This window comes from Leeuwenhoekiella marinoflava DSM 3653, from assembly GCF_900129005.1.
In the GTDB taxonomy this organism is placed as follows: Bacteria; Bacteroidota; Bacteroidia; order Flavobacteriales; family Flavobacteriaceae; genus Leeuwenhoekiella; species Leeuwenhoekiella marinoflava.
Genome location: NZ_FQUN01000022.1, coordinates 57,339 through 81,402, shown reverse-complemented (window position 1 = coordinate 81,402; position 24,064 = coordinate 57,339). Strand labels below are relative to the sequence as shown.

The window sequence follows — 24,064 nt, the reverse complement described above, 5'->3', positions numbered from 1 at the left end:
AAAGAAAGTATTCATACCCGAAGGGTTTAGTTTCCTTTTGGTAAGTATAGCAAGTGCATCCCGTTAAGAATTTCTGAAGCCTTGGAAGAAATTTAGGGATGCACTTGCGGTTTTTGCGATAGCAAAAAATACCTATCCAAAAGGCGTCGTTTCTTTTGGTTCGTTTTCTTTAGACGAGTAAAGAAAATGAACAAGCATCAATGGTAAATAGAATTATACAAACCGAGGGTACGAGGTCTACGAACTCCCCTAAACTAAGACTTTTTCAAGGCAAATTCAGCCCTCAAGCGGGTCAACTCCCAGTCAACCCCTAGGCATCCCCTAGGATAGTGTATGAAGAGAGTATGAAAACAGGTTTCGAGAAGCTTGAATTTCACATTTCCTTAACATTTTTTATCTAAAATAGACTACCAACACTCCAGAACAACGAACAGCCTATACAAGCTGCTTTAACTAAAAGCGGATAGGCTGTCCATTGCAAAATTTAAGATTCCTGAGCCATACGCTCCAGCCCTTCCCAAAGGAGTTTTAGGTCGTACAGTGCCGACTTCTCAGCCTCGTCAAAAGGAATCTGAGAATGATAGAGCGCTAGATCGTGAATGCAATGCAGGGAAGCCGCCAAATCGGCAAAACCATGAAACTGAAGAGCAGCTAAAAACAAATATTGAGCTTTTGATACGTGACGGGTATCAAGCGGGGTACCTTCCGGTTCGCGTACCGGATTGTTCCCTTGACCATTTGAAGTTCGCATAAAAAAATGGATAAAGAATTAATAAAAAAGAGGAGAGGTCACTGCGAACTTCATCAAAGCGGTGCTTTAAATAGGTCTCGGGACTTACACCCGTATGCCTCTCCAAAACCTTTTGTTTTAACCGTATTTGTGGTAATAGCACCATAATAATTTGATAAAGTTCGCAATTCAAAGATACAACTTAAAATGAATCACCGCAGGGCGGATACGATAGTACCAGCAAATCACTCCAAATCACCTACACCCTACAGAGTTCTGTAAAGAACTCAACTTCAGATTGGTTCTATTGAAAAACCAATACGTGATTTATAATAGCTTAAGACTAAAAAACTCCTGTCCGATTTAGATGTATCCGAAGCGCAAACGCCTTTCAAAAGAAAGCATTGGAAAAGAAAAAGACACCACACAAGTTTTTTGGGAAGCAGCCTTATCCCGCAAAGACCGGGACATTTATCAGCATCCCTTTGAAGATTATCCGCCAAAACCGGCTGTAAAACGCTATACCATACGCATAAACGGAAGTACCAAGGAGGCTGGCAGCATACCGGGCTTCTAGTAAACTACCTCAAGGCAAGCCTGTCTGTATCCGATAAAGGCAGGTCCACGAGGCATTCGTTAGAAACAAATTTTCAATTTCGAGGCAAGTACTCGGGTATTAAACCCTATGGCGGTGCCAATTAAAGCGCATTTGCGGGATGAAAAAGAGAAGATACTCCAAACGCTACGGAAACAAATTGAGAACCAACAGCAGGATCAAAATTTGATTAAAACCCTACTTTGACAGCTTCAGCTTCCTTCTTCTTCTTGTAAACGCTTTAAAGAACGGTTGAGACTGCGTACCGATATACCCAAATATGCAGAAAGGTCGGCTTTGCTTATGTTCACAGCAGTAGATTCCTGAAGAGCCATAACTTTTTTTAGCATATCTTCTACCGCATACAATTTTTGAAAAGAAGCCTTCTTACTGGTATTGGTTATTCGTTCTGCAAAAGCTTCAAGTAACATGCTGTTTAGCTTCAGGTCTTTTTGCAGCTGCTGCATAAAATATGCTTTGGTCATTTTATAAGCCACTACTTCACCCAATGCCTGCACCGAACACAAGCGAGGTTCATCTCGTATTACTTCTAACTCTCCTAATAGTTCACCAGTGCTTAAAAAATCCAGAATGTATGCTTTACCGTTTTCTTCTTCCAAAGTAACCTTACATACCCCGCTTTGAATGATATAGACGTGCCGTGCCAGTGAAGCCTGAGTCATCAAAAAATCATCAGGTTCAAAAGCAGCTAAAGCAATACCTGCTTCGGCTTTATCTTTTGCATAAAGCTCTTGTACAACGTTTAAAAAGTTGAGATTTTCTCTAAACATAACATAGCGGGACACATGTCCTTGATTGTGGGAATACAGATTAAGAAGTTTGCAGCCCAAACAAAGTTAATGATGATACACGAAATAGCACTGGAAACTTATTCCCGAAAAGAACAGTTTAACTTCTTTAAAGATTTTGAAGAACCTTTTTTTGGCATTACCACCGCTATAAACTGCGACCGGGCCTATCGCTTTTGCAAGACCCACAACTTTCCCTTTTTTGCCTATTATTTACACGCAACCAATAAAGCCGTTAACGAAACCAGCAACTTTAGACAACGCATACGGAACAATGCGCCGGCAACCTATGAAGTAACCCACGTCTCTACTACCATGGCACGCCCCAACCATACGTTTGGCTTTAGCTATATAGAACACCACCCCAATTTTGAATGTTTTTTAGAACGCTTTACTAAAGAGAAAAAACGCATTCAAGAAACGGACCAACTTATGCCGGACACGATGACGGATCAAGTGACGCATTACTCCGCATTACCCTGGCTCAATTTCAGTTCTGTAGCGCACGCCCGTAAGTTTTCTATAAACGACACCTGCCCGAAGATCACTTTTGGAAAGATACATCGCGATCAAGGCCAATTGATGCTACCGATTTCGGTACACGCACATCATGCGCTGGTAGATGGCTATCACGTGGGCCAACTGATTGCGTGTTTAACCGATTTACTTCAGGAACATGAACAGCTATCAGCTTGATTATTTCGAGTAGAAAAGCAAGCGTTTTTCGTAAAATCGCCTAAAATGTATAACTGCTAAATTGCTTCAAAATGCCCCAGATAGGTACTAAACGCATATTCGTCTTGTGTAGCATTCGCAAAGGTAGCCCAGGCATGAAAACCGGCCTGACTGCATTCCGCAGGAAGTTCTAAAGTGATTGCTCCAGATACCCGTAGTGCACAAGCTTTAAAAAACAAATAGTCTTCCAGCACCGGAACGTATACCACCACACTTAAGACATCATCAGGTTCCGCAAAAGCCTGATGGGTATCAGGATCCCACTGCAGGTATAAGCCGTTAGTTACCAGTTGCTGATTTAGGGCTTGATACGACCTGATGTTCCCGGTGCTTATGAGTACTTTTTCATACGCTATCACCGGCACACCCTGCTCGAGCTTTACCGCGTGCGTTAACGAGTAACTGCGTACCGCATCACAGGCATTTCTTTTACCCAAGAAGTTTGTGAAACTATCTTTTAAGAACGGATACATCGGTTTGATAAAATCCCCGCCAAGCGTAAACCGATCACAGCTTTGCTGTCTCTTAGGCGTAAGTTTCTTTTTCTTGTAAACAGGCTTGCTGCGCACGATAGCCTCCCCGTTTTTACCTTTTACAAATACCACCGAACCTACCAGCCCAGTCAACATCCCATTATTAGTTAACATCATTCCCATAATACTATTATTTTATTGATTATCAGCACTCTAAAATAAAAACAGAAAAGCTAATAACCTAGTATTCAATTGATTTGATTCGCCCTTTAAGCATAGATTATCCGTTAATTAACCATTGTTTCCCCATAAACACTGGGGTTTAATGGTAAAACAACGGATAAACTATGGATAAATAATGGTTGAAGAGCGCATCATGCATCAGTATAATGCACCCAATACCACTAGATAAATCGGAGAACCTTAGTTGCAAAAGACTTTGTTTTTCAATATCTTAACCTAAAAACAAGTATGTATACCCTCACGCTAGACCGCATCACCCATAGAAACACATCACAAATTTCAGTGGGTTTTGAGTATAATGCTTCGGTTAAAGATCATATTAAAGCCTTTAAAGGTGTACGCTGGAGCCAGACCCATCGTTGTTTTTACTTTGAGGACACCCGCGATAACCTGCATCACTTTTTCAAGCATATTCAGAAAAAATCGTGGTACCTCAATTAGGAGGCTTTACGTAAAACCACCAAACGAGAAACTCCTGCCCCTCTTGTAAAACCCTCAAAAAAGCCGGAAGATCTAAAGCGGAAGTATACGAAGCTGCCTCTGGAACATAAAGCCCTTTTAAAGCGCTATATTCAGTATTTAAAAGGGCAACGTTTTAGTGAGCAAACGCTAAAAGTATACGGTAATTTTACGGTTCAGTTTTTAGACCATTATAAGAACAGCGCCATTGAAAATCTGAGTCCTAAAGATTTTAGGCTTTTTATAGAAGAAGTCATCGCCTTTAAACAGTATAGTATAAGCAGTCACCGGCAGTGTGTAAGTGCGCTTAAACATCTAAGTGTGTTCTTAGATTTTCCTAAAGCAGATTTTGATGGCTTGCAACGCCCTAAGAAAGACAAAAAATTGCCCATAGTATTGAGTCGAGAGGAGGTAATTGACTTGCTAAAAGCCACGCCTAATTTGAAACACCGTACCATTTTGGCCTTGCTTTACAGCGCAGGTTTGCGCATAGGCGAACTCCTGGCATTACGATGCGATGCTATAGATCTTGACCGTATGCAAATACACATCAAACAAGGCAAAGGACGCAAAGACCGTACAGTAAAACTCGCCCAAACTATAGTACCGCTTTTGCTCAACTATATGGAAAGTTATGGGCCTACCCACTATTTAATACCGGGTCGCGATGGGCAAAAATACAGTGCAGGTTCTATACGCACATTTTTAAAAAAGAGCTGTGCCCGTGCAGGAATCCTCAAGGCGGTAACTCCGCATACCTTACGTCATAGCTATGCCACCCATATGATGGATCACGGAGTTGCCTTACGGCATATTCAAGAACTACTGGGTCATGCTAAGCCTGAAACCACAATGATTTATACGCATTTTTCGCAACGGGATCTCTTAGACGTTGCCAACCCCCTAGACGTGACCCTATCCCGAATAACAAAAAACGCTAATGAACACCAAAAAGTGTTGATATCCCGACAAAAACTTTGATAATCAACTATATTTGTGTTAATATAACAAGTTAGGTTTCATTTGCAGGACGTGAAAGAGTAAAACCAATAACTGAAATTTAAGATTTTGATTTTCTTCTTGTTGGATACATAACCTGTTGTTCCTTAAATTGACCTATTTCCTCCCTTAGCGTTTGGTTGATGTTTTGAATTAGGTCATTTTGAAATTTCATAATCCCCAATAAATCGTGCATAGCATTCAAATTTTCCAATTGTTTGTACACAATTTCTTCTAAATCTGCTTTAGTATATCTTTTACTCATAACTTAAATTTATTTGCGAATAACATCATATTTAATTGATGTAAATTTATAATATTAATTTTAAATACGCAAATTAATTGATTTAATAAGTGTTTTTAAGAGCGAATTAAGTCAATGTATGTTTTAGTTTTCGTTAATTATATTTGTCTGATTCGTTGTTAGATTTAACTTATACGCAATATAAAATGGCTAAAAAAGCAATTAATAGACTGAAAGTTGTTTTAGCAGAGCAAGGAAGAACGAACAAGTGGTTGGCAGAAAAATTGGATAAGAATACTGCCACAATTTCAAGATGGTGTACAAATGAAATGCAACCTTCTTTAGAATCACTTGTCGAGATTGCCGAGACTTTGAATGTGGACGTAAGGGAATTACTACTTCCTACTCTAATCAGAACGTAAGTAGATTATGTTTTGTAAACTGACTATTGATATAATAAATGAACGAGATTAATAGAATTTCACAACAGAAGCAAGCATTTTGAATAACCTAATATTCATAGGGGGTATTCATGGTGTAGGGAAAGGCACTATTTGCGACAAAATTTGTGAGCAAACGAATTTTGTACATATAACTGCGAGTGAAATTCTAAGGTGGGATGAAATAAGCAAACCTCAAAACAAAAAAGTTGAAAATATTCAGAACACACAGGAAAGATTAATTGCAGGACTTGATGAAGCGTTAAAGAAAAATAAAAACTATCTATTGGACGGTCATTTTTGTCTATTCAATTCAGAAGGTGAAGTTGAAAAAGTGCCAATGGAAACATTCGAAAAAATTGCACCAGAATTAATAGCAATCGTTACTGATAAGATTGATGTGGTTAAAGAACGATTGGAAAAGAGAGATAACAAAACTTATAATTTTGACATATTAAAGAGTATGCAAATAGCTGAAATGGAACACGCTCGACAAATTTCATTAGAGCTGAAAGTACCATTTATTGAAATAAAAAATGGAGATTATCGCGAACTTATTAATCTAATCTCTAACCTTAAATAAATGGATAATTCATTCTTTTTGCGTTCTGAAAATTCTTCTATTGAAATCGAGAAATTTCAAATCTGTACTTGGGAATTTAACAACGATAATTCTTTAATAGAATTTGGTATAGAAATAAAAGCTAATGGTTTAACGGGTTACAAAGAATTAGTATTGGACTTATATATCCCTTGGCTAGAAAAAGGTGTAAAAGTTAAAGATTTTTACAACAAGCTTAAACATTCAGATAACAGTAGGTTCATATTTAATGATTCTATAGCAAGTACATCCCCCCTAGATGATGGACAAAACACCCAAGGAGTAATTCATCAATTCAATGGGAAAGATAAATTATGTATCCTTCCTGTTAATTTAGATAATATTTACACAAATAAAAAGATTCAAATTAAAGTTGATCTTGAAGATTATAATAACAAAGCCAAAGAAGTAAATGCCTATGTTAGAATAGCCATTGAACCTATTGCTGGAAGCATTGCAACAAGTAAAAAAGGAATTGGGAAGTCAACAATCATTTATGATATAAAGCTAAATGAGAGTAGAAATATTCCAACAAGCTTAATACAAGAATTCAAGAATAACTCTACCTGTAAAATAGATTCTTGTTTCTGCTTCCATATTATTCCTAATCGTTATAGTATTACTTTTTTAGAATCCGAACACCTTAAAACAGTCAGAACTTTAGAATTTGAACCATTTAAAAATTATTTAGATGATTCAAGGTTGAAAAAAGATGAATTAATGGTTGTCTTCAGTAAAAAGAAAGATGGGGATAGTTACTCCTTTTTCTCGATTTATACTGAAGAACGTATAGGAGCAAGTCAATTTGCATTAGCTGTTTTAATCAATATCATTTGCGGTTTTTTATTTGCCCTACCAACTATCAGAGAGGGAATGCTTGAAAACACCTCCAAAAAGGAAATCTTTCAAAAGATACCTATTGAATTCATTATAGCTTTATTTCTAGCTTTAGCAATGTTGTTTTATTTTTTCACGCCATCAATTATTCAACTTTTCAAAAAAGTAAAAACATTTATTTTTTCACTCTTTAAAGGAAAGAAACAATGAGAGCTTTGTTAGACACTAATATTGTTATTCACCGTGAAACAAGTAAAATTGTAAACGAAAATATTGGTACGCTTTTTCATTGGCTAGACAGGTTACAACATGCTAAGGTTGTTCACCCAATAACTGCTGACGAACTCAAGCGACATTCAGATAAGGAGATAGTGAGAACAATAGGCATTAAGCTTGAAAGTTATCAAGTATTAAAAACTGTTGCCCGTTTGCATTCAGATGTTGAAAGCATAAGTAATATTGATACTACTGACAATGATAAAAATGACACTTTATTACTAAATGAATTGTATTGTTCTCGTGTCGATTTACTTATAACTGAGGATAAAAAAATACATCAAAAGGCTCTTTCTCTTGGAATTGATGATAAGGTATTTCGAATTGATTCATTCATTGAAAAAGCAATTGCAGAGAACCCTTCGCTCGTTGATTACAAAACACTTTCAGTTAAAAAGGAATATTTTGGCAACATTAATTTAGGTGACTCTTTCTTTGACAGCTTTAGAGAGGACTATTTGGGATTTGATAAATGGTTCAATAAAAAATCAGATGAAATCTCTTATATCTGTTCCTATTCAGGTGTGACAACTGCTTTCCTTTTTATTAAGCAAGAAGATGAAAAGGAAAACTATTCAGACATTAATCCTCCTTTACCTCCAAAAAAGAGATTAAAAATCGGAACATTTAAGGTGACTGCAAATGGGTTTAAACTTGGTGAACGGTTTTTAAAAATCATTTTTGATAATGCCTTACAATTCAAAGTAGAAGAAATCTATGTAACCATATTTGATAAAAGTCCTGAACAAAAAAGATTAATCGAATTACTAGAATACTGGGGTTTTACATTTTGGGGAACAAAAGAATCATCTACTGGGACAGAAAATGTCTACATAAGGCATTTTGAAAGACCTGCTGATAAAGACAATCCAAAACGCACATTCCCATTTTTATCAAAAGAAGGAAAAGTATTTATTGTTCCCATTTATCCAGAATACCATACGGAATTATTCCCGGATTCTATTTTGAGAACTGAATCTCCTTTAAACTTTGTGGAGAATGAACCCCACCGAAATGCCATTAAAAAGGTGTACATCTCTCATTCACTCGAACGAAATTTAAACACAGGAGATTTAATCATTTTTTATAGAACGGGAGGATATTATAAAAGTGTTGTTACCACAATTGGGATAGTAGAAAATGTAGTTAACCCATCAAGTATAGAAGAATTAAAAACAATTTGTAGTAAAAGAACGGCATTGACAGATGAAGAATTATCTGCCTATTGGAATAGATACAAAAGAAAACCTTTTGTAGTAAACTTTCTTTACGCCTACTCTTTCCCCAATCGCCCAAATATGAGCAGACTAATTGAACTTGGAGTTTTAAAAGATAAAGATGATGCCCCAAGAGGATTTAGAGAAATCGGATGGGATTTGTTTATAAAAATATATAAAGAAGCTTATAAAATATGAAAGTACTATTATCTATAAAACCAGAATACGCAAATAAGATTTTTTCAGGAGAGAAAAAATTTGAATTTAGAAGAAGAGTATTCAAAAATCTCGAAGTGCAGACCGTTGTAGTTTATTCAACAATGCCAGTAGGCAGAATAATAGGTGAATTTTCTATTAAGCATATTCATCAAGATTCTCCTAAAACTATTTGGGATAAAACAAAGAGATTTTCAGGTATTGACGAAAGTTTTTTCAATGAATACTATAACGGAAGGGATTTAGCTTTTGCGATTGAAGTTGACAAGCCTTTTTTGTATGAAAAACCGATTAACCCAAAAGAAGAATATGAGAATTTCACAGCCCCTCAATCCTTTATGTATTTGTAATAAATGAAAAGAAAAACGAAACCTAATCGAGTAGGCGGCCGTGAGCGGTAAGCCCACGGTGCACCTCTCACACCAAAGTACGTACGGGTCTCGTATACGGCGGTTCGTAAACCGTCAAACCAAGGCTCTTTTCACCCTTGGCACTATCTTCTAATTTAAGCATAGGCTACACAAGCTGTGTTCCTATGCGAATTTTGAAGAGGATTACGTTCGGTCCTTCGCTAATTGTGAGACCTATGCAGTTTTGCTGCAACTCGTTTCCTTTAGGTACTATGAACTCTGCTGACTTCTCCAATGCCAACCCGTGATAGCCCAGCGCGGCAGGCTGGCCCGTTCGCTAAAAATGTCTACAAGACATTTTCTTTACGCTCCGTCCTCCAAGTAAGAACATCTTCTTTCCCCCGATCACTGCCGTATCTACATTAATACACTTTTGGTATTCTTAGGGCGTTACAATGATGTGCTTGCTTACCCAAGTAAATATGCCTCTGTATACGGTTCCTGTTCGTCAGTACCGGTCCCGACAGGATATCGGGATTGTAGTCCCGCTTTACTTATTCTTTGTTATTTGAATTTTAAGGTATTCGTGAATGCGATGCATTTCTTCAGATGTAACTTCGCAGTTACCACCCTTGCGACTTACTAATGGTTCGAGGCGTTACCCCGCCCATAAGGGACCTGCCTTTGCCGGCAGGCAGGCTTGCACCCTCTAGATTAATTAACTACATTTCTGTAGTTAAAAGATGCCCATGCTGGGCACACACAATGGCTATAAAAAATAGGCGGGTTTGTGCTAAATTCAAGGCTTGTGGCTCGAATCAAATTTTGTGTTTAACCGAAAGGCGAGCTGTTGTTATCCCGCCACAAACCATATATGCGAGACGTTGGGCGTCATTAAAATAAAAGAATGAAATTATCTATTTTAGGAATTGCTATAATACTTCTATCGACTACTTGTAAAACTGCAAAAACTACAAGTAATCCAAATACAATCTCCATATCATCAAAAATTGATTCTATAGCTGAAATTAACAACTTCAATGGTGTAATTCTGATAGCTAAAGACTCCGTTATACAATATGAAAAAGCATTTGGCTATTCAGACTTAGAAAAGAAAATTGAACTTAAAACAAATAACCAATTTTATATTGGTTCCATAAGTAAGCAAATTACTGCTGTATTGATTCTACAGGAATATGAAAGAGGAAATCTTACTTTAACGGATAAACTAAATAGTTACTTTCCAGAGATTAAACAACCTTGGGCAAATAATGTAACAATACATCATCTATTAACCCATACTCACGGTATTGTCGCTATTGATGAACCTTTAGAGTTTGAGGTTGGAACCCAATTTCAATACTCTCAAATAGGATTCGGACTATTAAGTCAAATACTTGAAAAAATAAACGATAAATCTTTTGAAGAAATATCATCCGAATTATTTACTGAGTATAACTTAAACAATACTTTTCACCCTGAAAATAAAAAATATTTAAGTTTAGTGAAGGGATATGAAGAGAACGAAACAGACAAATTTTTGGTTGCCGAAGGTAATCCCGTAAAATATATAGGTGCAGGTGGATTTATATCAAATGTTGAAGACTTATTTAAATGGAACATACTACTGCATTCAGGTAAATTAATAAAGTCCAGTACTTTAAATTTAATGAAAACACGATATGCAACGAGAATACATCCAATATTTGATAAAATAGAATATGGTTATGGATTAGTGTTTAAAGATGGTGAGCACAATGTTCAAATAGGAGCATTTGGTTATGTACCAGGTTTTCCTTCAGCAAGTTATTATTATCCTCAGACGGGTCTAAACTTAATTGTATTAGAAAATGTAGGAAAAAAATTGGAGGATTTTAAAATCACTTTTAAAACCCATACAGATTTAATGAGTATAATAAAAAAACGTGCCACAACAACTAAGTATTCGGCCCGCCGATAGGCCAGGGCTGAATATCTTGTTGACAGATCCGGTTCCTCCTCTATGGGGATTCGTTTGTTTTAGGATTGGCAGTACTGTACCTTTTTGGTTTCTAAATCTGCAAATGACTATAGTACTTTTATGAGATTAGGGAATTCTGTAAAAGGCTTAGTGTATAAAAGCATATATTTATAGCGTATTAAGCGTATCGTATTCGTTTAGAATCGTTTGTATACAAATAGGTAAAATGGAGCTATACGTACCTTTGGTACGCATATGCAATTGTTGTGGGTAATAGTTTGTGGCCTTCCGATTGCCGTTAATTCGTATATTTGTTTCGGATGAAAAAACTATACGTCATAGCTGGATGCAACGGAGCAGGAAAAACAACTGCTTCCTACACAATTTTACCATAAATGCTTGATTTCAAGGAGTTTGTGAATGCGGATGAAATTGCTAAAGGTATTTCTCCTTTTCAACCAGAAAAAGTGGGGATAGAAGCAGGTAGAATGATGTTGAAAAGAATTAAAAACCTGTTGGAAGCAAGAGAAAGTTTCGCATTTGAAACTACACTCTCGACAAGAAGCTATGTTGCATTTATTGAGAAAGCCAAGCAACTAGATTATCAAGTAACCCGTTTGTTCTTTCTGCTGGAATCGGAAGAATTGGCTATATCAAGAGTAGCTACTAGAGTAAAAGAAGGAGGGCATCATATTCCAGAGGAAGTGATAAGAAGAAGATATAAAAGTGGATTGAAGAATTTTTTCAATCTGTTTCTGCACAGAGTAGACAACTGGTTATTTGTAAATAATTCTGGAGACAGCTATGAAATTATTGCAGAAGGTTCATTGAATGATATTACCGTCAACAATGTTTTGCAATGGGAAGAGTTAAAAGAAAAATATTATGGGAACTAAAGAGCAATTAAAAGAAGAACGCGATAAAATTGTAAAAGGACTTGAAGAGACTTACAGAAAGCTAGTTCTGTTCAAAAAGGAAAAGAATAGTCCGATGATTGTATTGCGAAAAGGTAAAATTACTGAGGTAGATCCGAACGATATACGCCCCACAACACTGTATAAGCGTAATGTGGGTTAAACAGTAAAATTGAGTATTTTTACTCCTAAGAAACTTTGCGGTGAGCGGATAGTGAAGCACTCTTAAATCCCGCACTAGGCATATACCTAACGTTGGTAATAATTCTCCACAATACTCAAAGAAAGAAATGAACGAAAAAATAACACATGGATACAAATTAGCTTCAAAAGGAAAAAGACTAATTGCTACGTTGACAGAAGGAATAATTTTTGGAATTATAATTTTAGGAATTTATCTGATAACGGGAAAGTCTATCTCTGAATTTTGGACTGATTTAGATAGTGACTTTGAATTTTTAGATATAGTTTACTCTTTAGTAACTGGAATAATTATTGGGGCAATATTTTATCCAATATTTACTGGAAATTTAGGACATAAAATATTTAATATAAAAGTGATTTCGGAAGAAACTGGAGAAGATTATAAAAAACCTGAAAAAGGAGCAATTAGGGAAGGATTAAAACATGTACTAGGACTTTTGCTTATTCCAAGTATTTGGATATTATGGGACGAAAAAAATCAGAATTTATACGATAAAATAACGAAAACTTTAGTGGTTGAAAAAAACACGAACGAATATTAACGTGCTACAATCGAGTAGGTAAAGGGGAGTCTTACCCTTAAACCGCTCTCAGAAACGTACGTGAACCTCTCGATTCATACGGCTCTTATTATGCAATCGGTTTGGCCTATTTGTTTAGACCAATTTGTAACCCAATTGCCAATGGTAGAACAGATTTGGATATCCCCTAGTAATTTGTCTAAGCTATTTTGCTGCTTTGACTTTGCTTCCTTTAAAGCTTTTAGTCCCGCTTTACTCATCCTTTTTTATTCTTCTTTATAAGGTATTCGTGAATGCGATGCATTTCTTCAGATGTGACCTCGCGGTCACCACCCCCCGTATCAGGTACGGGGCAGGCTTTGCGGCTTACTAATGGTTCAAAGCGTTACCCCTGCCCATAAGGGACCTGCCTACCGGCAAAGGCAGGCTTGCACCCTCTAGATTAATAATATATCTTAGATATGATAAAGATGCCCATGCTGGGCACACACAATGTAATTTAAACCAACACCTAGAAAATAATAGAAATTGAATAGAATTGATTATAAAAGAAATGACGAAAACCTGAAAAAAGATTTCGTTCGTGCGGGAAAACTTCTGCAAGATTTTAATTCGGCAAACTATGAGAACGAACAACTGAAAACGGAAATATTGACCGAACTTTTCGGAACTGTAGGAAACGGAATTTCAGTCGAACACAATTTTCATTGCGACTTAGGTTACAATATTCACGTTGGCAAGAATTTTTACGCAGGATTTAATTGTACTATTTTGGATATGGCGGAAGTAAAAATTGGCGACAATTGCCTAATCGCACCGAATGTTGGAATTTACACGGCAGGACACAATATAAGCCCGATTGGCCGACACAAAACTGGATTTGCAAAACCTATAATAATTGGAAACAATGTGTGGATTGGTGGACATTCTGTAATAATTGGTGGAGTGAAAATTGGAGATAATTCAATTATTGCTTCGGGTTCTGTTGTAACGAAGGATGTTCCAAAAAACACAATTTTTGCCGGAAACCCAGCGAAAAAACTGAAAGACATTGAAATTGAATATTAAAAAAACTACAGCCAAAGCTGGTAGCCGTTGCACAAGCCAATAATTCTAATAAAATGCATTCATTTAAATCGTCCCGATAGCTATCGGGATGAGCGGTTTTCTAGTTTTAAACCGTTGATAGACGCTGGATGTCATGTGCTTCATTAAGCTAACTGTTCTTCTATTAACGTGTTTAGCTCAAAATACAAACGCAGCATTTCCGTTCCGCTGCAGTATCCATTCTTCTAAAAAATTTAAAAGCTAACATACAGATTACAAGACGTTCAGCCTAACCGACTCTTGTGATCTTACTTCAGGTCAAAATAGTGGCACGGTTTTTTCTAAAGCTTTTTAAATCAAAAAACGAAAAATCTGCCCTATGTTAAAACGCCTAAGTTTCCTGCTATTTAGTCTTACTTTCCTCTTAGCCTCTTGTGAGCGCGACGACGAGATGCTTCAGCAACCTGATTTCAATATAAAGCCTTCCCTCAATTTTAAAATTGAAAGCACCTACGACAATGGCTGGATCAAAAATGCCCAGTATCAAAACATAGACGGCTCACCCACAGAAGTATTTGAGTATTATGAAAATGGCTTTATTAAATCGGCTCAGGTCTATGCGAGTTATCCGCAGCAGCATCTTTATATGGAGGTAAGTCGCAGCGAAGACAACCTGCCTTTGGAGTCAACATACTACCGCCCGGATGGTTCTCTATGGTTTACTACAGCATACGAAGCTGGGTTGCCCAGGCAAAAAACGGTGGTTGATACCTCTGGCACCACAATATATGCGTATCAAAATGGCGAATTAGTAAGTACCACCTACACTAACGCAGCTACAAACAGCATCAGTACCACGACCTACGATCGCGCGACGAACACGAGACATTTTACTGTGGTAGCAGGTGAAACGACATTGTTTGACCAAGAATATCCATACCACGAGACAATGGGAGCCGGTATAGACACCCAAACACAAGCGCCATTAGGCAACCCTTTTGGTCCTGTAGAATCGTTTTACACCCCTTTAAATCAGAGCTTTTCGCAAAGCCTTTCTTGGCAGCACGATGCAGATCCTATAAGTATGATGTTACCCTACCGCTTATTTGATACGTTTTATAATCCGGGCAACTACTTTGCTACACAATTTACCGTTGCTACCGACTTGTATCAGGCGGTTATTGAACAGTATCCTGTTACCGAAAATGGCGTCCTGATGGCTGGTGGTAAATATGAAGCAGGTATCGATAGATTAGAAAATTCGTTTGCTATACGAGATTCTCTTGCTAAAGTTCGCCAAGCTGATCCTGAGCGTTATAAACAAAAATATGGAAACGCATATCTTCATAAAGTTGGCTACGGAAAATACTTTTTCATCATAGGTGCCGTACGCAACCTGCCCACCGATGAAAACACACAACAGATGATAAAAGAGGCTGCTAGAAAAAAAATCAACAGCTTAACTGAGGAGGGTGTTGAGCTCACTTCGGAAGAGCAAAAACTGCTTGCAAAAGTTTGGTTTGAATTAAAGTTTTTCTCTACGCTAAAAGCGCATACCCATGGCATTGTGATCAACAGCTTACAGGACTATAAACGCGCGCTGCAAGAAATTAATGAAGCTGATGATGCCGTAATTCAGTTGCAATACAAAAGTGTAGACAACCTTTAAGCTCTATTTGGATCTGATGTAAAAGCCACCCAAAAACGGTCAACTTTTTTTAGACGACTCAGGAGTTGCTTTTCTCAGCCTCATAATCCCGAGCTATCGGGAGAGTTAAGGTTCCAAAAACAGGTTCTACCGTGCTTTGCCGTTTAGCTTTCATATACCGCCCGGGTAGATCCCGATATCGGGATCTACCCGGGCGGTATTGTTCAGGCATTCTTAGTCAGAAAGCTTAACTTTCAACCCTAAGTATAGCATAGTGCTTAAGCATAATATCTCCAGAATAAAAGTCTATGAAAAACAACCTCACCGATATGATGGGTTTAGATCTCTATCTCTCCCAGCTAACCGATAAAAAGTATCAAAGAGTAAAACCTCAGCTTGAAACTGCGAGTACTAAAACTATGCCGTTGCTCAGTTGGGATGTGTGTATGCAAGGACAAAGCAAGCAGCTAGAAGCTGCTCGTAAACGTATGGAACGGGATTACATTTTTAAACAGGCGAAAAAATTTAACTGGAAAAACGATATTAAACAGCTTTTTTCTGAAACCGCTTATGAAGCTTTAATTCTCACCGATGCGCAACAACATATCCTTTGGGTAAACGAAGGCTTTACCGCAATGACCGGCTATTCAAAAGAATTTGCGCTTCATAAAAAACCTGCCTTTTTACAAGGCAAACAGACCACGCCAGAGAGCAAAAAAAGCATCCGTGAAAAACTAAAACTCAAGCAGCCTTTTCAAGAAGTCATCATCAATCATAAAAAAAATAATGAGCCTTATACGTGTGAGGTTAAAATCATTCCCTTATACAATGAGAAAACCACACATTTTATTGCTTTTGAAAGACAAGTCAACTCATGAATTTAGAACAGAAAATAGCTAAATCGCGTACTACAATTTTTAAAGCTGTGTTTCCAAACACAACCAATCATTACGATACCCTCTTTGGAGGTACCGCCATGCAACTTATGGATGAAACAGCTTTTATTACCGCCACCCGCTTTAGCAGGCAACAAATGGTAACGGTAAGCAGTGATAAAATAGATTTTAAAAAACCCATCCCGGCAGGTACAATTGTTGAACTTATAGGCTGTGTCACCCACGTGGGAAATACCAGTTTAAAAGTGGGTGTAGATATCTTTGTTGAAGAAATGTATACTGATTACAGAGAAAAAGCAGTTTCCGGTGAATTCACTTTTGTGGCTGTAGATGAAAATAAAAAAGCAGTGAAAGTCCTGTAAATCATATCTAAACCTATACATCACATCATTCCCAAATTAAAGGATACTTGAGGTAATTGGAACTCGAAGTATTTAAAGTATACTTTAAAAGCGTATCCGTCCGAGCAACTGCACTCACTACCGTACTCAGCCTCTTGATTTTTTATCAAATTCAGCAGGTATAAAAACGACTAAAATTTTCTTAAGGAATGGGATATAGCCGGAACAGCTGTATCATTTTCGTTATTTTTGAAACCCTTAAAATTCAGATTTAAATGACTAAAAAAATAATCGCCTTTGGCGCTTCTAACAGCAAACAATCTATCAATAAAAAATTTGCAACCTTCGCAGCAAATCAATTGAATGACGTAGAAGTAAGCATCTTGGATCTCAGAGATTTTGAACTTCCTATTTACTCTTTTGATTTAGAAAAAGAATCTGGGGTACCGGAACATGCTATTCGGTTTTCAAAATTAATTCGGGAAAGTGATGGAGTCATCATTTCGCTTGCAGAACACAACGGACTCTTTACCAGCGTATTTAAAAATCTTTGGGATTGGATGTCACGTATAAATACGCGTAATATTTGGCACGACAAAGCGGTATTTCTGTTGGGCACAAGTCCCGGTAAAAACCCAGAGTCAAACGTTATGAAAATTTCAAAAGATCTTTTTCCATTATTTGGCGCTCATCTGGTAAGTAGCTTTCATCTTCCTTCTTTCAATCACTTTTTTGATGAAGGAGCAATCACAGACTCAAAACAGCAAGAATTATTCACCGTCAAACTACAAAAATTTCAGACTTATTTAAATGAAAATTAAGCATAAAACAATGCAAAACACCTACTACGTCATCGTACGTTTCAATATACAACAAGAACAATTTCAAACTTTACATTCCCTAATTACAGCATTTTTTGAGCAAGAAGTACATGCCGCTACGGGCTTCATCTCTTCTCAAATTCTGGTTAGTGAAGATAAGACCCTTGTGACTAATTATGCAACCTGGGAATCTAAAGAAACGTTTGATACGTTTGCTGAAGAAGTAGTTCCAAAATCTGAGATTTCAAAAAAAATAGCAGATTTTAATCCGGTACGAGAAACCTTCTACGAGTTTGAATATTTGGAGAAAAGTACGTCTTAATAGGTGTTCTTTTCTATTTGAAATTAAACTTGAAGAAATTTTCACTAAATTAAACAGATATAAAATAAATCATAACCCATTAATTTTATGCCCAATGAAAGGTTATCATAAAAATTTTAAACTAGACATTGATGATACTTTAGTTATAAGGAATAAGATCAACGATTATTTTAAAACTTACGACTTTGAACAGTTAGCGGTAGGGAATGATACTATATTTTTTTTCAAAAAGCCATCTTTTTTAAATAGTTGGGAGGATAATCCTTTAAATTGGGAAATGGAAATTGAGGTGCATTTTTCAAAAAACAATAAAGCTTTAATTACGCATAGGGTAAATCATAATAACATTTTGACATCTAAAGCATTTAGCGAATTATTTGAAAATTTCTTACTCAACTTAAACTATTTCCTTGTTGATAATAGAGACTTTAAAGATGTAAATACACAAGCTCTAAAAGTCGCAAAAGAAAAACTTTATAAATACTACGCTCTAATAATTACGGGGATTTTATTGGGTTACCTATCAGGCATTCTCTTAGCAAATTCAACTGAAATAGCATTGTTTAGAATTATTGGTGTAGTAATGGGCGGCATCATGACTGAAAAACTCGTAAACAGCTATTTGAGCAATAAAGTATATACAATTCATAAAACTTAAAGTCAAAATCATACCAAACAAACTGTAAATCATTTGGACCTTTAGTAAGGTTTAATAGCTATTCTTGAATTTGTACTAAAACATATGCTACTCACCTATTCCAACTGCTCTTTGACGATTTTCGTGTTGGTTTACGCTCTTTTTTTGATAGTTTATGCAACGTACGCAAAAGAAATTCGTAATTAAAAAAAGTAATTACAGGACCCCAAATTTGTTTCTCCTACCAACAAATAATTAAATACCTAAATCATGCGTAATTTAGATATTGCTGTACACAATCAGATTCCAGAACTTCCTGTAAAACCTTATAAGCAGTATAAAATGAACCCCTTGAGAATGAGAATAAGCATAGGATTAGTTTTAACAATGAGTATCTTGTCTTGTAGCAGTGACAAAGATGAAATAAACAGCATACAACCATCGGTTAATTCGATTGTGATGGAAGCTGAAGGAGGCGAGACTGAAATAGCATTTACAAATGGTGATTGGGATATCTCAAAAATATTGAACAAAGATGGAAACATGAAAATACACGGAGATATTTATACTCAAAATGGTGAGTTAACACAACAAAACATTCCATTAAGCTTAGACGACACTGGTAAATTGACAGCAGATTGGGGAATAAAAGGTTTTACAATCACACGAACAGCCGCTTCTAGTCTTAATGTTGAGTTATTAGAGAACAGCACAGGAGAACCATTTAGTTTTACAATAGTATTAAGCTCTGGAAACCAACATAAAAAAATAGATGTTACTCAAAAGATATCTCAAGGTTACCAATATGTTGGTATCGATTTTTTACTAAAAGAGGAAGATGGGGACTCGATTTTTGTTAAAGAAGGAATCAAAAGAAACTTTAAAACAGAACAGCCTTTATCCTTTAAATTTTCACCCTACGAAGGTATCAACATACTAAAGCAATCTCGTTTTCAAAGCTCTGAAAAGGATGCTTTTATTTGGTTAAAAGACGATTCTATAGCTGTAGATGTACCTACAGATCTATACGACGACACCATCCATTTTAATGAAGTCCAAAGCTTATACAATTCAGAATGGGTACAACAACCTCACGAATTTAATAAAATGGAAAGCATAACTGTACCAGCAGGAGAATCTTCCTTTACAACTGAAGTAGAATTCAGGCAGCGCCAAATTTCGTATCAGCTTCATTTGATTAATAACAGAACATCTGCCGAGAAAATTATTGAAGGTAAATGGATTGAGATTGCACCAACAGGGACTTATACTGTTGAACGACTAGATTAACAATAAAAACTAAAATTCGTTAAGTCAGCCCTACCTGAAGATGAAGGTCTTTACATCTTAGCTTTTGAGAATGAGCGGAACAAATGGAACTACACCAATAGAGGGTATCCTACAAAATATTCAGGAAGAGTTTATATCGCTAAAGAGAATTTTGCTATCAAAAAGGTTGTTGAGAATTGGGAAACCACATTAAATAAAGAGGAAATAGCAAAGTATTATAAGCACTATGATGCTTATGAAACTATAATTTCAGTTAAGATCAAAGAAGAGAATATTTGTATCTACACTGATGTTTTTGAAAATGGAAGGTATTATGCTACTTCCTATTTTAATAGTTCTTATAAGGAATTTGAGGATAAAAATCATAACGAGATAATTAGAACAAAAATTCTAGATTCTAAATTATTTGATTTTGAAGTAGATGAAGTAGAAAAAATAGAATTTCACCAATATAACAACAAAAACGAAAATTCATTATATCGAGTGGAATATGATAAATCCTTTTGGGATTCATTTTATGAGCAAGAAATAATAAAGAAGTAAAAGACTTAGATATAGGTCTAAAAGCACTGCAATCTTGACCATTAAAAAAATACAAACAACTATGAAAAAATTAGGAGTCACATTAATCATTATTGCTACTGCTTTGATTAGCTGTAATACTGAAAAATCGAAGCATAACGCAAAAGATATAAAGGCTATTGAAACTGTAGCTGAAGGAGACACGCTTACAAAACACTTAAGACCGTTTGATTCAAACTTGCCTACCATTGGTCTTCTTATGTATAACGGTGTTTTGCAAAGCGAAGTGATTGCAACTTCTGATGTTTTTGCCAAATCTTCTGAAGCGGGAAAACAACTTTTTAACGTGATCACCATCGCAGAAACCAAAAAGCCAATCACTACTGAGGAGGGCATGCATTTTCTACCGGATTATACTTTTGAAAACTGCCCGCAACTCGATGCGCTTTTCGTACCCAGTGCTTATGATATGTATGCACAGATACACAATAAAGCAATCGTAAACTTTATCAAAAGAAAGAATAAGGAAACCCAATATACCGTGAGCAACTGTGGGGGAGCACAGCTCATAGGTGCTTCGGGGATTGCAGACAATCATAAAATCGTCACCTGGATTGGCGGCGGAAAACAATTACAAAAAGATTATCCGGCTTTGAAAGTGCAAGATGATAGCCTTGTTACGTATGTGAAAGATGGTAAGTTTCTTTCTTCAAATGGTAATTTAGCTAGCTATATTTCAGCATTAAAGCTGTTGGAAATTATGACCAGTACTGCACACCGGGAGTTTGTAGAATCGTATCTATACTTAGACAGACTTAGAAACTGGGAAGATTAGAAGACTGCATCAACTGCTAATATTTACTAAATTCCACAGGTTGCCTAACAGGTTCTTTCTATATTGGGCGCCATGCAAAAGGAGAACAAAAAAAATACGTTAGCGCAAGGCTATGTCACGGTTAAAGGTGCCCGCCAAAACAACCTTAAAGATGTTTCATTAAAAATCCCACGCGATGCACTAGTGGTGTTTACCGGAATCTCAGGTTCGGGTAAATCATCTCTCGCTTTTGGTACGTTGTATGCCGAAGCACAACGCCGGTATCTGGAGTCGGTTTCTCCCTATGCACGACGCCTTTTCAATCAGATGCCCATTCCTGAAGTCGATGAGATTGCAGGACTTCCTCCTGCTGTAGCTTTACAACAGCAACGCAGTTCGGGATCTACGCGTTCTACAGTGGGATCGGTAACCACACTCTCTAACTTGCTACGCATGCTGTATTCCCGTGCCGGAAATTACCCTGCGGGTCAGCCCCTACTCTATGCCGATTCGTTTTCAACCAACACACCCGAAGGTGCTTGCCCCGAGTGTCACGGCCTGGGAAATATATATACCGTAACCGAAAAAAGTCTCGTACCGGATGATACTTTAAGCATCAGAGAACGCGCAATAGCCGCCTGGCCAAAAGCCTGGCAAGGTAAAAACTTGAGAGATATTTTGGTTACACTAGGCTATGATGTAGATCTTCCGTGGAAAGAGCTTCCGCAAGAACAACGGGATTGGATTCTCTTTACGGAAGAAACTCCCACCGTTCCGGTCTATCGGGACCGCAGTCCACAAGAGGTTCAGGAAGCGCTCAAACGCAACGAACAACCCAGTTATAAAGGGACGTATACAAGTGCTAAAAATTACATTTTACACACGTATGCAAATTCGCCCAGCGCATCGATGAAGAAGCGGGTTGCTCACTATATGATAGGCAGCACCTGCCCCAACTGTAATGGAAAACGTTTACGACCCGAGTCACTTTCTGTCACTTTTGCTGGTTATGATATCGCCGATATTTCAAGAATTCCACTTAAAAAATTACACGAAGTTTTTACGCCATATAGCGACGGTTCAGCTTCAGAATTGAAAAAACTAACGACTACCAATCAAGAAAAAGTTATCGTGACGCAGCGTATTGCAGAAGATTTTGTGAGACGTATTGACGTACTGCTTGATTTAGGTCTTGGCTATTTATCCTTAGAACGCAGTACACCTACGCTATCACCGGGAGAACATCAGCGTTTACGACTCGCGACACAAGTGCGTAGCAATCTCTTTGGAGTGGTTTATGTGTTAGACGAACCTTCAGCGGGTTTGCACCCGGCAGATACAGAGGCATTACTCAGAACTTTAGAGATGTTGAAATCTGGAGGAAATTCCATTTTCGTAGTAGAACACGAGCTAGAAGTCGTTCGTCAAGCCGATTGGCTGGTTGATGTAGGTCCCGATGCCGGAGAAGGCGGCGGTACTATTTTGTATAGCGGTCCGCCGGAAGGTTTAAAAGATTGTACCACTTCAAAAACGAGAACGCATTTATTCAACGAGCTTCCACTTCTAAAATCACAGCGACGAGAAGTTAAAGAGTGGTTAACACTTTCCGGCATTACTAGAAATAACCTCAACAAACTAGATGTTTCTTTTCCGCTAGGAGTTTTAACCAGTGTTACTGGGATTTCAGGCTCCGGTAAAAGTAGTTTAGTGAGTCAGGCATTAGTCAACTTGATGAAAACCCATCTGGGAACCCCTCCTGCTGACGAAGAAGATACTGAAGATCTGCTGCAACAAGAAGTTGAAACTCTGGACGGTCATATTTCCGCTGGTGCAGAACACCTAAAACGGATGGTTGTGGTTAACCAGAAACCTATTGGAAGAACACCTCGGTCTAATCTGGCAACCTACACCGGTTTGTTTGATACGGTAAGAAAGTTATTTGCATCTACAGAATTGGCAAAATCACGCAAATATAAAGCCGGTAGGTTTTCATTTAATGTAGGCAAAGGGCGCTGCCCCAATTGTGAGGGAGAAGGTGCCGTGATGGTCGAGTTACTTTTTCTACCCAGCGTTTATGCACCTTGTCCGGCTTGCAACGGCACGCGTTATAATGATCAAACTTTAGAAGTTACTTATAAAGAGAAAAATATCGCTCAGGTTCTGGATATGACCGTATCGCAGGCTGCTGACTTTTTTAGAGATGATTCGAGTGTAAATAAACCGCTTAGGTTGTTAAAAGATGTTGGCTTGGGCTATTTACGCCTGGGACAACCCGCCACCGAACTTTCTGGAGGAGAGGCACAACGCATTAAACTCGCCAAGGAATTACAACGCGGAAATAGCGGAAAAACACTTTATATTTTAGACGAACCTACAACCGGCCTGCATCCTACCGATGTAGAAAAGCTACAAGTACAACTGAGTAACCTGGTCGCTGCAGGCAATACAGTGCTTGTTGTTGAGCACGATATGCAAGTGATCGCCGCTAGCGATTGGGTAATAGACATAGGTCCCGGAGCCGGTAATGAAGGTGGAAAGATTGTAATTACAGGAACACCAGAAGCTGTTGCGGCAAACAAGCAAAGTAGAACAGCTCCGTATTTGAAGCGAAGTTTAGAAGGATATTAACCTTAGAAAGGATAAAATTTCTGACTCTTAAACCAAATAGCATTACTGATATTGGGTGTTTGATGCTTAAAAAGCATACCTTAAACTGCTTTTTAAGCGCATTCAGGAAAATCATCTCAACCAATTTATCCTAACCCACTATATTTATCTGGAGCGGAAAAGAAGAGGCAACCGACAACTATAAATAGTGCTTTGTATTTGCTAAAAGAAAAATCAAAAGCTTTTAAAAATCACATTAAAACAATACGATTCCGCCTAAAAAATCTAGTGTATCT

The 24,064-nt window shown here is 37.3% G+C and carries 27 protein-coding genes and 1 pseudogene; 24 read left to right on the top strand and 4 right to left on the bottom strand.

All coding sequences use genetic code 11. The features are described from left to right. Positions 1 to 484: 484 nt before the first annotated feature. Positions 485 to 751 (bottom strand): hypothetical protein, encoded by a 267-nt coding sequence (locus BUB91_RS17985; protein WP_073100582.1) that lies wholly within the window; start codon positions 749 to 751, stop codon positions 485 to 487. 346 nt (positions 752 to 1,097) lie between these two features. Between BUB91_RS17985 and BUB91_RS17980 the strand changes: the two genes are divergently transcribed. After that, positions 1,098 to 1,307, top strand: coding sequence for a hypothetical protein (locus BUB91_RS17980; RefSeq protein WP_073100581.1), 210 nt, complete (start codon positions 1,098 to 1,100; stop codon positions 1,305 to 1,307). A gap of 230 nt (positions 1,308 to 1,537) precedes the next feature. Here BUB91_RS17980 and BUB91_RS17975 read toward each other — a convergent pair whose 3' ends face one another. Continuing rightward, positions 1,538 to 2,116, bottom strand: coding sequence for a Crp/Fnr family transcriptional regulator (locus BUB91_RS17975; protein WP_073100589.1), 579 nt, complete (start codon positions 2,114 to 2,116; stop codon positions 1,538 to 1,540). Positions 2,117 to 2,185: 69 nt separating this feature from the next. Here BUB91_RS17975 and BUB91_RS17970 point away from each other — a divergent pair, with 69 nt between their 5' ends. Beyond that, positions 2,186 to 2,830, top strand: a complete 645-nt coding sequence (locus tag BUB91_RS17970; RefSeq protein ID WP_241652675.1) for a CatA-like O-acetyltransferase — start codon at positions 2,186 to 2,188, stop codon at positions 2,828 to 2,830. A 56-nt stretch (positions 2,831 to 2,886) separates the two neighbouring features. Here BUB91_RS17970 and BUB91_RS17965 read toward each other — a convergent pair whose 3' ends face one another. Beyond that, complete coding sequence (locus BUB91_RS17965; RefSeq protein WP_073100580.1) at positions 2,887 to 3,525, bottom strand: DUF6266 family protein; 639 nt, start codon at positions 3,523 to 3,525, stop codon at positions 2,887 to 2,889. 288 nt (positions 3,526 to 3,813) lie between these two features. Here BUB91_RS17965 and BUB91_RS20685 point away from each other — a divergent pair, with 288 nt between their 5' ends. From BUB91_RS20685 to BUB91_RS20680, 3 genes and pseudogenes are all read left to right on the top strand, one after another. Beyond that, a complete protein-coding gene (locus BUB91_RS20685) occupies positions 3,814 to 4,026 on the top strand; it encodes a hypothetical protein (protein WP_083558027.1) in 213 nt (70 codons plus the stop codon). 93 nt (positions 4,027 to 4,119) lie between these two features. Then, positions 4,120 to 4,362, top strand: a pseudogene (locus BUB91_RS21665) (phage integrase N-terminal SAM-like domain-containing protein); the annotation flags it as partial. Between the two features lie 3 nt (positions 4,363 to 4,365). Continuing rightward, a complete protein-coding gene (locus tag BUB91_RS20680) occupies positions 4,366 to 5,025 on the top strand; it encodes a tyrosine-type recombinase/integrase (protein ID WP_128759393.1) in 660 nt (219 codons plus the stop codon). A gap of 79 nt (positions 5,026 to 5,104) precedes the next feature. Here the strand turns inward: BUB91_RS20680 and BUB91_RS17955 are convergent, their stop codons facing one another. Next, positions 5,105 to 5,308: a hypothetical protein gene (locus BUB91_RS17955; protein WP_069831323.1), complete on the bottom strand. Its 204-nt coding sequence runs from the start codon at positions 5,306 to 5,308 to the stop codon at positions 5,105 to 5,107. Positions 5,309 to 5,493: 185 nt separating this feature from the next. Here BUB91_RS17955 and BUB91_RS17950 point away from each other — a divergent pair, with 185 nt between their 5' ends. From BUB91_RS17950 to uvrA, 19 genes are all read left to right on the top strand, one after another. Next, the gene (locus BUB91_RS17950; RefSeq protein ID WP_073100579.1) at positions 5,494 to 5,709 is read left to right on the top strand and encodes a helix-turn-helix transcriptional regulator; all 216 of its coding nucleotides are present in this window, start codon (positions 5,494 to 5,496) and stop codon (positions 5,707 to 5,709) included. Between the two features lie 79 nt (positions 5,710 to 5,788). Next, positions 5,789 to 6,310, top strand: a complete 522-nt coding sequence (locus BUB91_RS17945) for an ATP-binding protein (protein WP_073100578.1) — start codon at positions 5,789 to 5,791, stop codon at positions 6,308 to 6,310. Then, positions 6,311 to 7,375, top strand: coding sequence for a hypothetical protein (locus BUB91_RS17940; protein WP_073100577.1), 1,065 nt, complete (start codon positions 6,311 to 6,313; stop codon positions 7,373 to 7,375). Further along, positions 7,372 to 8,856 (top strand): PIN domain-containing protein, encoded by a 1,485-nt coding sequence (locus tag BUB91_RS17935; protein WP_073100576.1) that lies wholly within the window; start codon positions 7,372 to 7,374, stop codon positions 8,854 to 8,856. Before BUB91_RS17940 ends, BUB91_RS17935 begins: the two co-directional genes overlap by 4 nt. Beyond that, on the top strand, positions 8,853 to 9,224 hold the full coding sequence (locus BUB91_RS17930) for an ASCH domain-containing protein (protein WP_073100575.1): 372 nt from the start codon (positions 8,853 to 8,855) through the stop codon (positions 9,222 to 9,224). The genes BUB91_RS17935 and BUB91_RS17930 overlap by 4 nt, the downstream gene beginning before the upstream one ends. A 907-nt stretch (positions 9,225 to 10,131) precedes the next feature. Next, positions 10,132 to 11,184, top strand: coding sequence for a serine hydrolase domain-containing protein (locus BUB91_RS17925; RefSeq protein ID WP_073100574.1), 1,053 nt, complete (start codon positions 10,132 to 10,134; stop codon positions 11,182 to 11,184). A 395-nt stretch (positions 11,185 to 11,579) separates the two neighbouring features. Beyond that, positions 11,580 to 12,080 (top strand): ATPase, encoded by a 501-nt coding sequence (locus BUB91_RS17920; protein WP_317041362.1) that lies wholly within the window; start codon positions 11,580 to 11,582, stop codon positions 12,078 to 12,080. Next, positions 12,070 to 12,261 carry a hypothetical protein gene (locus BUB91_RS17915; protein ID WP_073100573.1) on the top strand — a complete coding sequence of 64 codons (192 nt, stop codon included), beginning with the start codon at positions 12,070 to 12,072 and terminating at the stop codon, positions 12,259 to 12,261. The genes BUB91_RS17920 and BUB91_RS17915 overlap by 11 nt, the downstream gene beginning before the upstream one ends. 127 nt (positions 12,262 to 12,388) lie before the next feature. Continuing rightward, complete coding sequence (locus BUB91_RS17910; RefSeq protein ID WP_073100572.1) at positions 12,389 to 12,844, top strand: RDD family protein; 456 nt, start codon at positions 12,389 to 12,391, stop codon at positions 12,842 to 12,844. Between the two features lie 507 nt (positions 12,845 to 13,351). Next, positions 13,352 to 13,891 carry a sugar O-acetyltransferase gene (locus BUB91_RS17905; RefSeq protein WP_073100571.1) on the top strand — a complete coding sequence of 180 codons (540 nt, stop codon included), beginning with the start codon at positions 13,352 to 13,354 and terminating at the stop codon, positions 13,889 to 13,891. A 358-nt stretch (positions 13,892 to 14,249) separates the two neighbouring features. Continuing rightward, a complete protein-coding gene (locus tag BUB91_RS17900) occupies positions 14,250 to 15,539 on the top strand; it encodes a hypothetical protein (protein WP_073100570.1) in 1,290 nt (429 codons plus the stop codon). 287 nt (positions 15,540 to 15,826) lie between these two features. Further along, the gene (locus BUB91_RS17895; RefSeq protein WP_073100569.1) at positions 15,827 to 16,396 is read left to right on the top strand and encodes a PAS domain-containing protein; all 570 of its coding nucleotides are present in this window, start codon (positions 15,827 to 15,829) and stop codon (positions 16,394 to 16,396) included. Beyond that, positions 16,393 to 16,776 (top strand): acyl-CoA thioesterase, encoded by a 384-nt coding sequence (locus tag BUB91_RS17890; protein ID WP_073100568.1) that lies wholly within the window; start codon positions 16,393 to 16,395, stop codon positions 16,774 to 16,776. The genes BUB91_RS17895 and BUB91_RS17890 overlap by 4 nt, the downstream gene beginning before the upstream one ends. A 254-nt stretch (positions 16,777 to 17,030) precedes the next feature. Then, the gene (locus tag BUB91_RS17885; RefSeq protein ID WP_073100567.1) at positions 17,031 to 17,576 is read left to right on the top strand and encodes an NADPH-dependent FMN reductase; all 546 of its coding nucleotides are present in this window, start codon (positions 17,031 to 17,033) and stop codon (positions 17,574 to 17,576) included. A 10-nt stretch (positions 17,577 to 17,586) separates the two neighbouring features. Further along, entirely contained in the window at positions 17,587 to 17,898 is a 312-nt protein-coding gene (locus tag BUB91_RS17880) for an antibiotic biosynthesis monooxygenase (protein WP_164917879.1), read from the top strand. A 94-nt stretch (positions 17,899 to 17,992) separates the two neighbouring features. Next, on the top strand, positions 17,993 to 18,556 hold the full coding sequence (locus tag BUB91_RS17875) for a hypothetical protein (protein WP_073100565.1): 564 nt from the start codon (positions 17,993 to 17,995) through the stop codon (positions 18,554 to 18,556). A gap of 249 nt (positions 18,557 to 18,805) precedes the next feature. Then, positions 18,806 to 19,825: a BACON domain-containing protein gene (locus BUB91_RS17870; RefSeq protein WP_073100564.1), complete on the top strand. Its 1,020-nt coding sequence runs from the start codon at positions 18,806 to 18,808 to the stop codon at positions 19,823 to 19,825. 604 nt (positions 19,826 to 20,429) lie between these two features. Further along, positions 20,430 to 21,182: a DJ-1/PfpI family protein gene (locus BUB91_RS17865; protein ID WP_073100563.1), complete on the top strand. Its 753-nt coding sequence runs from the start codon at positions 20,430 to 20,432 to the stop codon at positions 21,180 to 21,182. A gap of 72 nt (positions 21,183 to 21,254) precedes the next feature. Continuing rightward, positions 21,255 to 23,789, top strand: a complete 2,535-nt coding sequence (uvrA, locus tag BUB91_RS17860) for an excinuclease ABC subunit UvrA (RefSeq protein WP_073100562.1) — start codon at positions 21,255 to 21,257, stop codon at positions 23,787 to 23,789. Positions 23,790 to 24,064: the final 275 nt, after the last annotated feature.